11 protein-coding genes and 1 riboswitch are annotated in these 12,438 nt (G+C 36.3%); of the genes, 5 read left to right on the top strand and 6 right to left on the bottom strand.

The window, feature by feature from the left end; genetic code table 11:
• Positions 1–61: 61 nt before the first annotated feature.
• On the bottom strand, positions 62–379 hold the full coding sequence (locus tag D1094_RS05800) for a hypothetical protein (RefSeq protein ID WP_118959158.1): 318 nt from the start codon (positions 377–379) through the stop codon (positions 62–64).
• A 141-nt stretch (positions 380–520) separates the two neighbouring features.
• Here D1094_RS05800 and traF point away from each other — a divergent pair, with 141 nt between their 5' ends.
• Entirely contained in the window at positions 521–1,768 is a 1,248-nt protein-coding gene (gene traF, locus D1094_RS05805; protein ID WP_118959159.1) for a conjugal transfer protein TraF, read from the top strand.
• Between the two features lie 94 nt (positions 1,769–1,862).
• Here the strand turns inward: traF and D1094_RS05810 are convergent, their stop codons facing one another.
• From D1094_RS05810 to dapA, 4 genes are read right to left on the bottom strand one after another with little or no spacing between them, the layout of a single operon-like run.
• A complete protein-coding gene (locus D1094_RS05810; protein WP_118959160.1) occupies positions 1,863–3,008 on the bottom strand; it encodes a succinylglutamate desuccinylase/aspartoacylase family protein in 1,146 nt (381 codons plus the stop codon).
• 19 nt (positions 3,009–3,027) lie between these two features.
• The gene (locus D1094_RS05815) at positions 3,028–4,266 is read right to left on the bottom strand and encodes a PLP-dependent decarboxylase (protein ID WP_118959161.1); all 1,239 of its coding nucleotides are present in this window, start codon (positions 4,264–4,266) and stop codon (positions 3,028–3,030) included.
• Between the two features lie 54 nt (positions 4,267–4,320).
• The gene (locus D1094_RS05820) at positions 4,321–5,070 is read right to left on the bottom strand and encodes a 2,3,4,5-tetrahydropyridine-2,6-dicarboxylate N-succinyltransferase (protein ID WP_118959162.1); all 750 of its coding nucleotides are present in this window, start codon (positions 5,068–5,070) and stop codon (positions 4,321–4,323) included.
• Positions 5,071–5,115: 45 nt separating this feature from the next.
• Positions 5,116–6,063 (bottom strand): 4-hydroxy-tetrahydrodipicolinate synthase, encoded by a 948-nt coding sequence (gene dapA, locus D1094_RS05825; RefSeq protein WP_118959163.1) that lies wholly within the window; start codon positions 6,061–6,063, stop codon positions 5,116–5,118.
• A 109-nt stretch (positions 6,064–6,172) separates the two neighbouring features.
• A riboswitch (Lysine riboswitch) is annotated at positions 6,173–6,412 on the bottom strand.
• Positions 6,413–6,626: 214 nt separating this feature from the next.
• Here dapA and D1094_RS05830 point away from each other — a divergent pair.
• From D1094_RS05830 to arcA, 3 genes are all read left to right on the top strand, one after another.
• Positions 6,627–7,685, top strand: a complete 1,059-nt coding sequence (locus D1094_RS05830) for a methyltransferase (RefSeq protein WP_118959164.1) — start codon at positions 6,627–6,629, stop codon at positions 7,683–7,685.
• A gap of 121 nt (positions 7,686–7,806) precedes the next feature.
• Positions 7,807–9,453: an ATP-binding protein gene (locus D1094_RS05835; protein ID WP_118959165.1), complete on the top strand. Its 1,647-nt coding sequence runs from the start codon at positions 7,807–7,809 to the stop codon at positions 9,451–9,453.
• Positions 9,454–9,570: 117 nt separating this feature from the next.
• A complete protein-coding gene (arcA, locus tag D1094_RS05840; protein WP_118959166.1) occupies positions 9,571–10,275 on the top strand; it encodes a two-component system response regulator ArcA in 705 nt (234 codons plus the stop codon).
• 75 nt (positions 10,276–10,350) lie between these two features.
• Here the strand turns inward: arcA and D1094_RS05845 are convergent, their stop codons facing one another.
• Positions 10,351–10,707: an Hpt domain-containing protein gene (locus tag D1094_RS05845; RefSeq protein WP_259337836.1), complete on the bottom strand. Its 357-nt coding sequence runs from the start codon at positions 10,705–10,707 to the stop codon at positions 10,351–10,353.
• A gap of 334 nt (positions 10,708–11,041) precedes the next feature.
• On the opposite strand from D1094_RS05845, the gene folE2 reads away from it, so the two are divergent.
• Positions 11,042–11,968 (top strand): GTP cyclohydrolase FolE2, encoded by a 927-nt coding sequence (gene folE2 / locus D1094_RS05850; RefSeq protein WP_118959167.1) that lies wholly within the window; start codon positions 11,042–11,044, stop codon positions 11,966–11,968.
• Positions 11,969–12,438: the final 470 nt, after the last annotated feature.

The following is a 12,438-nucleotide window of genomic DNA, read 5'->3' on the forward strand; positions in this document are numbered from 1 at the left end:
TACATAACAAGCGGTAACTCAGAAATACTAAGTACCTAATACGTTCTTCGTGATGATAAAATTAGAAACGTGGTGGGGCTCTTAACTTCGCTAAACCAAAGTAAGGAGTATGCGCGAGCATTAATTCTGTATGTATTACTACATTTTGAAAGTGTTTAACTACGAAAATACTAACTGAGTTATTAGCTTCTACCGTATCTAAGCCTTGATAACAAAGGTAACAGTCTTGCTGTTCAAACTGGGAAGCTTGCGAAGTAATATGGTCACTATGAGAAATAAAAGCACATAAAAAAACCATTAACACAAGTGTACTAATGTAACGGTTTAGGCGTCGTCTTTTTGACAACATTGTAGAGTTTTTATCAATAGAGCACATCATAATGTTTGTTATATTATAACATCTGATTTACCGCATCAATAATAATTCAACAATATTCATTGACTAACACCAGTCGCCAAGACTAACCTTAAAGAGTACCAACCCATCATCTTCTGTTTTTTCATTAATTATTGGTAACTTATGTCAAAATCATTATCCTCATTATTACTAAAAAAAACGAAAAGAATCTCACATTTACCTCGCAGATTAGGCCAAGCTAGTTTTGCTATTTTTATCCTTACATCATCTGCTACAAGTATGGCTGAAAACTTCAATGCAAGAAGAGCAGGTCAAGGTTTCACAGGGATAACTCTTGACTATACCAATGCCTTAAGCAACCCAGCCCTACTGACGGAATATACAAGTAAAGATGACTTCTATTTTTCACTCAACCTTGGCATTTTAGCTTCAGACGAATTTAATGTGATTGATAAAGGTGGCAATGTTGCTCAAGACTTAGCAACTCTTTCTGATGGCATAAATGCTGGCATTCCTTCAGATATTCTCAACACACAAGTCGATAGTATTATTCACGAATTACAGGCTATAAACTCTCAAGTAGTTAGTGGACAAAATGGTTTAAGTTTTCAGGTAATTGTACCCAATAAATATTTAAGCTTCGGTTTATTCACTAATCAATATGGTCGGTATAATGGTGTAATCAATTATAATCAAACCGATGAGCAACTATTGCGCAATGCAATAGATTCAGGCGATTTAAAACTTGATGAGTTAAAATCTACAGCGACAGGCATAGGTTACTCGATTGCAGAGGCAGGCGTTATGCTCGGTGGCGAAGTGCATAAAACTAAGCTATATGATGTCTCAGCAGGCATTAAATTAAAATATCAACGCATTGATTTACTTTTCAATACTAAAAACATTAGTGATTTTAATGATAATGACTTTGACTTAGGAAATGAAGACAACATTACTGATGACTCTAATGGCAATATAGATTTAGGTCTTTATTTTGCTTGGGGTGATGAAAGACAATGGCATGCGGCTGTCGTATCAAATAACTTGATTTCTCATGAAGTAAAACACCCTAAAGTCGGGCTTGCTTTTTTGCTTGAAACTACCAGTATCGCAGGGTTAAGCTATCAAAATGATTGGTTAACTTTAGCCACCGAATTTGATTTAACTGATAGAGAGAGCTTAATTGAAGTAAAAGCATCAAAATACGCTAGTATTGGTGCTGAATTTACGGTTAATAACAGTTTACAATTAAGGCTAGGCTACCGTGCAGATTTAAATGATGTTGATGCTGATATTATGACAGCAGGTCTTGGCATATCTCCATGGGATGTTGTTTCAATCGATATTGCAGGCTATATGGGTGATCATCAAACATATGGTGCTGCTATTGAGTTTGGTTTGAAAATATAGCTTAAAAACCCCTGACAGGGATTAATCATTGATAAACAAAAAGCACACAAAAGTGTGCTTTTTGTTTAATCGTCTACTCGCATAGAAGTTGGCACTAATCAAGTACAAAGAAATCGCTAAATACTTTATATAATTCAGTGCCCTGATTCACACTTGCTGAAGCAAAATGCAAAATAGGTAGCACTGTATGATCTAAGGTCACATAGTGTAACGGGTCACCATCACCGTAATTATCCATTCTTAGTATTCTGGCCAGTGGTTCACCCGTAGCTAGAGGCTCGCCGAAGTTTGCTAGAAAATCAACCATACCACCCATTGGTGAATATAGCGCTTTATAATTTTTTAAATAGCAAGCATACCGAGTCATCTCTTGTGGCTTATATTCAGCCGCATTAATAACGCCCTTATGTTGCAAATAACTTAAAATTCCCATGGCATCTTGATGAGCTACATCCAAGTCAATTTGTTCTTGAGAGCCTAACTCAACAGTAAAGCTTTCTTTATTGAAAACCCCTTGCCCCATAGTAAAAGTACGGCCTTTTGCTACAAACGCTTGTTGTAAATGCCACCAAGGACAAAAAGTCGCTTCATCCATTGCGCCATCAAATTCATTTGGGATAAGAATAGTGTGCGGAATATCAAAGTAACTTGCGCTAGTTTGTGCATATTCAGGGCAATATAAATGCTTACTGGAAATGGGGCCTGTATGTAAATCTAACACTAAATCGGCTTGATGGGCTAAACGTTGCAACTGATAAGCAATACGCTGACCTGTGGTTAAGCCAAAAATATTATGATCAAGCTTTTGCTCAATCTCATTAATCATTAATTGCTTAAACTGATGTTCAATATCAATATCGGTTGCATTAATGTACTGTTCGGTGAAAGGTAATATTATGGATTCATCAAAATGATACATACGGTTCCAGTTTACACCGGTTATGGGATCAAAACGCCCTAAGGTATATTCACCATTTTTGTGATTACAAGCCACAGGATTAGCATAAGGAACTAAAGTAATATTCCCTTGAATATCACAGTCTTTCAATAACTCTAACAACTGAAAAATAACAGCATTGCCCTGCACTTCAGCACCGTGCATATTCGCTTGAATATAAACGTTTGGCCCTTGAGGGTTCGGTGTTTTATAAGAATAAACTGGAACCGTTAATTTTGCCCCACTGGCCATCTCACCAACCGACATAACGGTTTTATTAAATATATTTTGATTTTTTGACATATTAATATCGTTTCTAAGATTAAGCTAAATAACTCGCCGCAGCTTTTGCTGTACGAACAGGGATCATTTCACCTTGTTCAAAGACATACTCAGCAGCAAGTTCATGGCACAAGAAAAATGGCATACTTTCTGTGAACCCATAGGCACCACAATAGCCAAAAACAAGTTTATCTCCGACATCGACATCTTTAGGTAATGCTAGCTGTCCTAACTTATCCATGCTCGTGCATAAAGGTCCATGGATATCGAACATTTTTGATTGTTGCTTTGAATCGCGAAGTAATTGCACAGGAAACGGCTGTTCTGTTATGGCTGGACGCAATAAATGGTTTATACCTGCTGCCAACACTAATTGTTCTTGCTGATAATTTTCTTTTCTATCAACAACTGGCACAATGTAGTAACCACATTCTGCAACAGCATATCGTCCTAATTCTAACCAAAGCTCATCAACACCTGCTTGCGCTTTAATCACAGCAAGGTCATCAATGGTTTGCTGCCAGTTTAACTGTTGACCTTCTGCTAGGTAGTCAATACCTAAACCTCCACCTAAGTCCAGCACTTTCAATGGCATACCTATGCTTTTGGCGAGTTCGACTAATGGTGTCACCATTTGCGCCCATAAAGAAAACATTTTTTCATTGCTAAGCATATTGCCCCATTGAAAAATGTGTAAGCCACAAATATCTAAAGCAGGGTATTGCTCAAGAGAGATACTTTGCCATTGCACTACTGACAAACCAAAAGGCGTCAAACTATTTCCGCCAAGTGGGTTCTTCTCTCCCTCTTGCCACTGTAACTGAACCCTTAATAACACTGTCGGCTTTATTGCTGAACCGGTATTTAGATTATGTTCAGCTGTAGCCTCATTTAGCCATGTTAGTTGGTTTAAACTTTCGACAACAAAAGTTTCAACTCCTTGCTTGATGAAAGCAGCGAGTTGTTTTTTGGTTTTTGCAGGTCCGGTATTAAGGATACGGTTTGCTGAGACACCTTGCGCTAAAACTTGATTGAGTTCACCTGAGCTTGCTACGTCAAAGTTAAAGCCTGCACCATCTAATGTTTGTAATATTTTAGATAATGGATTTGCCTTAACTGCAAACCACAGTTTAATTACATCTTGCTGCTGTAGCTTTTCTAAATGTGATTTCAATGCATCTAACTGATAGACAAAAAGTGCTTGTTCATCATCAGGTGAGCTATGTTGCTCTAGCGCCGAAGCAATATTGCTATCATACCAATCTGGGGTTATTGTCATTTTAATCTCAACTTATTTTCAATTAAGGCATTCATCTTTAAAGCAGGTAAGTAATTATCGTAAAATCGATTCTAACTCTAACGCTGCATCACTTTTTTCATCACGATATTTAACAATTAACGCACAAGCCATGTTTAAACCTTGCTCTTGTGCCCATTCACTTTGCACAGGACGTGTACCTGGAACAACAATAGCGCCTGCTGGAATTTCAGCGCCTTTTTCACGCATTACCTTATTAACACAATCATAAACAGGTACAGACTTAGATAGCGAAACACCTGGTGCCAATACAGCACCTTTTTTCACTACAATACCTTCAACCACAACAACACCGGCACTTAAAAAAGCATTGTCTTCAATAATAACAGGGCTAGCGCCAACAGGCTCCAATACACCACCAATTTGTACCGCGGCTGATACATGTACATTTTTACCAACCTGCGCACAAGAGCCAATCAGTGCATGACTATCAACCATAGTGCCACTATCAACAAAAGCCCCTACATTGATATAAGCAGGAGGCATAATAATAACACCAGCAGCAACATGCGCTCCTGCTCTAACCGATGAGCCACCAGGAACTAAACGCACATTATCACTCGGTGAAAATTGACGTGCAGGTAAATTATTTTTATCGACAAAACCTTGATAGTTTTCACCAAAAGCAATATTTTCACCTGCTTTAAAGGCAGCTAAAATACCTTCTTTGACAGCAACATTTGCATGCCAATTACCATTTTCATCTTGATTTGCCGCACGTAATGTACCTGCTTCTAACTGTGCTAAAACATCTTGCCAGTTCATATATTTCTCCGAATTTCTAATAATAAATAAAAGGGTTTTAACGTTTTAAGCAAAACGTTTTGTTGTAGGTAAATTCTCTGTTAACCACTGTGTAATTTGTAAATCAAAATGCAGCAGTTCGTGTTTGTCTGTTAACTCTTCATGAGTTAACGGCGCACGCAAATTTGGGGTGTTAATGCATTGTTGATGATGCATAAGTACTTTTGCAGGAATAGGGTTTGCGACACTAAATAGCGCGTTAACCGCATTTTTCCATAAAGGAAATAATGCTTGATTTTGCATAGAAGTGCCTTGTAAACACTGCTCTACATAAGCATTTGTTGCTTGAGGCCAGACGTTAGCACACACTGAGACCAAGCCTTTAACACCTGCAGAGGCTAAATAAGGCATCATGGCATCTTCACCACTAAATAGTTCAATGTTCGGGCAATATTCGCGATACTGTAAAAATTGGTTAATATCGCCACTGGCTTCTTTCATCGCCCAACAATTAGGGTGATTTTGTAAAGCTTTGACAGTATCAACAGGAATTGCAATACCGCTTCTAGAAGGCACGTTATATAACATGCAAGGAAAGTCTGCTGTATCGAGTAACTCAGAAAACCATTGGGTTTGTCCAACCACGCCAGGCTTTGCGTACATAGGCGTACCTAATAAAAACGCATCAATAGTTAGGCTATTACAACGCTTTACCCAGTCAACTTGCTCAGGAAGGTTATAGCCTGCTACAGCAACCATTAAAGGTGTATTAAGTTTGAGACTACAGACATAGTCAACAATGGCATATTGCTCATCTGTTGTTAGCGCTAAGCCTTCGCCAGTACTGCCAAGTAACAAAATGCCATTTCCTGCATCGGCTTGTGCAATAGCAATCTTCTCTAAACTAGTAAAATCAACACTATTATCTTGATTGAAAGGTGTAACTAGCGCTGTCCATAATGGACATGTAGTGGTTCGCGTAGTACGAACTGAGGTAGAATTATGTGTATTCATTACTCTCGAACTCATTAGTTGCCAACAATTGGCAGTGTTAGTTCGGAGAGATCAGGCGTTTACAATGAAGAGCTAACACTCATTAAGAGTGTGTTTGGCTGATAATGCAAAGGCCAGAAGCTCTCCACTCATATACCTAATTTATTAGGTAACAGGTGACAGTTGTTGGGATTCAGCCCGATATTAACAATTGCAAAATATACTGTTAATAAACAACCGACAAAACCATCATCAAATATGGTTTTATCTCGGCGTTAATCCCCCTCGTTATAACTACTAGAGTTTGATCTCTATGTTTTATTACCTAAAACAGTTATAACTACCTGGTTAACGCTCCTCTTCTGACCCCTTTGATAGTGCGTTGCTAACTATTTAAACGTAGACAACAAACCATCGAATAGGGACAAGCGCTATTTAATCATTTTTTTAATTTCAGTTCAATCCGTAATACAGGCTTAATTCGCAATACTTGTGGGCTCTTGGGCTTTTCAGGTAGAATGCTTTCTTCTAACTTATGTAAGTATTTTCTTGTTTAGTACCTCACTCACCGTTATTAGGTTTTTATGTCACATAGTCAATCTGGTTTATCCAATATCAGCCAAGTACTACTTCGCACCCCACATTTACTTAGCGGACAATGCCCATTATTGGTCAATATGTCTGAAGATGGCTTTATAAACGAATACCTTGCGCTTAATCCAAAAAGTAAAATAAGCTGTTATAACACTAATTTCATTGACTATAGTGCGATATCCTCTCGTTATAAAGAGAATGTACACTGTGTTTTTGACAGTCAATATCAATCAAAAACCTTACACGATTTAGTCATTATTACATTTCCTAAAAGTAAGGCCGAACTCCCCTTCACCTTAGCAATGATTGCCAATAGCTTAGCACCCAATGCAACCATATTAATGGTTGGAGAGAAGAAAGGTGGAATTCAATCAAGTAAGAAAGTTGTTATTGATTATATCGATAATTACCAAAAAATTGACTCTGCTCGCCATTGCATGTTATTTGCTGGAAGTATAGCTGAACAAGCGCGCTCAACCCCCTTTGACTTAGCGTCTTGGTATAAGCAATATCAACTTAATATTAATAACATTAGTTTAACAATTGCTTCTCTTCCTGGCGTTTTTAGCCAAAAACAGCTAGACATAGGAACAGAATTATTACTGCAAAACTTACCACAAAAGATGTCAGGAAAAGTATTAGATTTTGGCTGTGGTGCAGGGGTTATCAGCTGTTTTATTGGCAAGACACATCCTGATTGCCAACTTTCTTTACTCGATGTTAACGCATTAGCTTTAACCTCTGCGATGAAAACACTCGAGATCAATGAGTTAACAGGTCAGGTATTTGCTTCTAATAGTTTATCTAGCGTAACTGAAAAGTATCAACATATTGTTTCTAACCCTCCTTTTCACCAAGGCATAAAAACACATTATCATGCTACTGAGCAGTTTTTGTCAGGTATAAAAGCCAACATGTTACCCAAGGCTAATATCACCATTGTCGCGAACAGTTTTTTACGATATCAACCAATTATGGAGCAATATATCGGCTCAACCGAGCAATTGCTTTGTAAAAAAGGATTCTTAATATATAAAACACAGTGTTGATAAGTTATTAACATTCGAAATAATAGTCGTGTTGAGTATGATAAAGGTTGAATTCTTAAGCTTTTTAAACAATTATCATATATAGATTCCTACTTATTTGAATAAGCTGGTAAGCCCAAATATGTCAACGATTACAAAAATAAAATCTCTGCGTAGTTATTACCTTAATTATATTATTGGTCTTATTGGTGTGGTTTTATTGACTTCATTTATTGTCATTATTGAAAAAAGTCACGAGTTTGAGAGTCAACTATTAGAACAGGAAGCGCAATCTTGGGCTAAATATATCGCTAAGCAAAGTGCACCGTATTTACAAGGTAATATTGAAAAACATCATGGTGAATTAAAAGATAAACTCAAGCAAATTCTGTTTACCCAAAAAATCAATAGAGTTCATATTTACCGTGTTACCGAAGATCAGAATGCGGAGTTTTTCACTAGCTATAACCGAAACCACAACTTTCCTGCCATTACAAACAAAATTGATGAAATAGGAAAATTAACATCTGTTCGTTATCAAGGTAACTACTTAGAGTTGATGCGAAAAATAACAGTTAATAATAAAGTGGTTGGTCATGTCTACTTACAAGCAAGTTTAGCTGATACAAATAACCTGCTAAAAAAACTAACTTATCTTGCCTTTATGCTTATGACGATTGCGATTATATTAGCAGTATTTATCGCACTAAAAATATATAACAATTCTCAAAAGCCGGTTATCTCCTTAATTGAGGGGTTACAGCAAATATCTCAAAGCAAAAACTATAGCCTAAGACTCGAACAACAATCCTTCACTGAACTTGATATATTAGCGCAAAATATTAATATTTTACTCAACAGAACAGAAAAGCATATTGCCAACATTGAAGATGCACAAAAACATGCGATTGACATAAACGATGAGTTAAAAGAAAAGGTAAATTCAAGAACTGATGCCCTGAAGGAGTCAAACCAAGAGTTATTATCTACGTTAGAAAAGCTTCATCAATTCCAAGGTCAGCTTGTTGAAACAGAAAAAATGGCTTCTTTAGGTGATATGGTGGCAGGTATCGCTCATGAGGTTAATACCCCCATTGGCCTTGGCGTAACTGCATCGAGTCTACTTGCCGACAAACTTAAAGAGATAAAAACCGCCTTCGAAGAAAAAACATTAAAATCCAGTCAGTTGAAGAAGTTTCTTAATGATGGTGAAGAAAATGTTTCTATCATTTTTAGAAATTTAGAACGGGCCGCCAAGTTAATATCAAGCTTTAAGAAGGTTGCCGTTGACCAATCTAGTGCCGAATCAAGAACGTTTAATGTTAAAGAGTTATTAGATGAAATATTAATAACACTCGCAGCGAAACTTAAATCATCTTCAGTCAGTTACCAATTAGAATGCCCAAGTAATTTAGTAGTTACTAGTAAGCCAGGACCTATCAATCAAATTTTAATTAACCTTATTTTAAATTCTATTTATCATGCATTTGAAGGTGTTGAGGACAGAGCTATTGAAATTAAAGTCATGAGCTTGAGCGATCAACTTCATATGGTATATAGCGATAATGGTGTCGGTATTAATGAGGCGATTAAAGCGAGAATTTTTGAACCCTTCACAACAACCAAACGCGGCTCAGGTGGCAGTGGCTTAGGTATGCATTTAGTCTATAACCTTGTAACACAAGCGTTAGATGGTCACATTAACGTAGAGAGTGAGTTAAATGAAGGGGTAAGTTTTGATATAACTTTCCCTGTAAAAATTGAAGCCTATCAACAAAATGACAACTAAACCTATGTCTCGATTGTTTTTTTGAACTGACTTAGCTAACATAGTTAAATAAATGTTAATAATGTCCAGCACTTCAATCTATAAGGTTCTGACATATAAAACTGGTGTATAAAAAAGATGGAAACTTACCAAATTCTCATCGTTGAAGATGAAGATGTAACTCGGTTCAACTTACGTAATTTATTTGAAGCTGAGGGCTATCAGGTATTCGAGGCGATAGATGGTGAATCCATGGCTCAACAGCTTGAGCAGAATGCTATTAATTTAGTCATTATGGATATTAATTTACCAGGAAAAAACGGGTTATTACTTGCTCGTGAACTCACTAAAAATAGAGATTTAGGGCTGATTTTCTTAACTGGAAGAGATAGTGATATAGATAAAGTTTTAGGGTTAGAAATAGGTGCAGATGATTATCTCACCAAACCATTTAACCCTAGAGAGTTAACAATAAGAGCTAGAAATATCTTAAACCGTATTGGCCAACCGAGATCAGAAGAAGAAACCAGCAGTGTTATTACTTTCAATCAATGGACATTAGATGGTAACTCTCGACAAATGACTAGCCCAACAGGTGAAATCATTGCTATACCTCGAGGTGAATTTCGTGCGTTAAACTTGCTCATTAAAAATGCAGGTAAAATTATATCTCGTCAAGAATTGATTAAAGAAATGACCGGAAGAGATCTTCGTGAAAACGATAGAACTGTTGATGTAACGATAAGACGTTTACGCAAGCACTTTGAATCTATAGATAATGCCAGTGAACTAATTAATACTATTCATGGTGAAGGTTACCGATTTGTAGGCACAATAGATTAACAGCTAACTAAACATACAAGCATAAATAATGAAGGGTGGCCTATTAGCCACTCTTTTTTTATATTCTTTACAGGGTCAATCCAAATTAAGCCAATCTTGAAATGCATTGATAGCAAGTTGGTTTTCATTTTCTAACACTAACAAACACTCTGCTTTTTCAGCTTGACTTGCAGTGGACTTTTCTAAAGCAACTAATTGCTTATGTAACTGTAATAAACCAACACTTGCTGATGCACCTTTCATTTTATGACAATGCTCTTGCCAAAGCTGACTATCATCTGCTACTTGTGCTTTTTTTATATCTGCCAAGTATACTTTTGCTTGTTGTTGATAAAGCGCGAACATTTGTTCAACAATATTTTTTCCTAGGCTATCTACATATCCCTGTAAAAGTGCAATATCAAGTAGTGGTAGTGTTTGTTCTGAATTCACAGCAACCCCATTTATAATATGAAAGAGCACCACTTTACCTAAATTAGTTCACTTCAACAAGCCAGTAATAAGTCACTGAAAAGCCGATTTTTATTCTCGTAAAACCTTCTTTACAAATTTAGTTAATGTACTGAAAAATATGGCCATATTGTATTTTTATAACAATTAATACTAACCTAATCACAACAATAGTTAGAACAATAATGATCCGTATTAAAAAATAAGCTAGAATATGCGCCCTTAGATTTACTTGTGGTAGGGGCTTAAGTTAATCCTTGTTTAGCTTTAACGCCTACCTACTTATTTTATATATTTTTATTAATGCGGAGCCGTAATGCCGACATCCATGCCTGATATTGCAAACCATACTACAGCCCAAACCGAAGGTACGCTCGATTGGGTTGGCATGAGTAATATAGAAATGCCTATAATGGTTGCCTCTAATGGTGAAGCAGAGCGTATGGTTTCAGCGCATGTTGATGCTTTTGTAAACCTAAAAGAAGCGCAAGCTAAAGGCATTCATATGTCTCGCTTATATTTATTACTTGATGAGCTTTCAACTAATGGCACGTTAACTTACCAAAGTTTAGTTACCTTGTTAGATGGCTTTATTTCAAGTCACGATGATTTATCTGATCAAGCTAAAGTGCAATTCAATTTTGAATACCATTTACGTAGAAAGTCATTAGTTAGTGGTAAAGAAGGTTGGAAAGCTTACCCTGTTACCATAACAGGTCTTCTAAATAAAGGTCAGCTAACGGTTGAACTAGCAATTGATGTGCGTTATTCATCAACTTGTCCTTGTTCAGCTGCACTAGCAAGACAATTAATTCAACAAGCATTTCAAGACAAATTTTCTACTCAAAATGAACTTGCTTTAGCAGATGTTCACGAATGGTTAGGCACCACTGAAGGAATAGTCGCAACTCCGCATTCTCAACGTTCTGTTGCTGAGGTTAAAGTAAAACTTAATAGCGAAGTGAATGATTTTCCTATTACTTACCTAGTTGATGTTATAGAAGAGTCATTGCAAACTCCCGTGCAAGCGGCAGTAAAACGTGAAGATGAACAAGAGTTTGCACGTCTTAATGGTCAAAACTTAATGTTTTGTGAAGATGCGGCAAGACGTTTACAGTACAGTATGAATCAAACAACGCAGTTTGATGATTTTTGGCTCAAAATAAACCACCTTGAATCTTTACATGCTCATGATGCGGTGAGTATTACAACCAAAGGTGTAACTGACGGTTATCAGCCTTAATATTAACTAGCCTATCTTCAATAACGCAAAACAAGAATAGTTAAACATTAAACCAATAGTAACTCCTATTGGTTTTTTTATGTTTGCCAATCAAGTTGCAAGCAGCAATGCCCGTTCATCAAAGGGCAATACATGCATCTCATACCTATAGTTGATAAAACATTCGACCGCTTAAAGGCTTAAGGTTTCATTTCTAGTTTTCTTTCTGTACTTCTATTTTATATCAAACATTAAAAAATAACATAGATATCCTGTTTTACACTATTATAAACTGAATAAATATTGAATATTCCTAAAAACTATATAACCAACCAAAATGTAATAAAATTACAATAAAATAGTGTTTTATTTGTAATTTAAATAACAAAAAACACATTAAGCACGGAAAAACAATAAGTTAACAATATAGGTACTCAATAATAATTATTAAAAGCTTACAAATAATGAAAATAAATTACGAGCAAAAGCTC

Origin of the sequence: Colwellia sp. RSH04 (genome assembly GCF_003545765.1) — a bacterium.
Taxonomy (GTDB): Bacteria; Pseudomonadota; Gammaproteobacteria; order Enterobacterales; family Alteromonadaceae; genus Colwellia.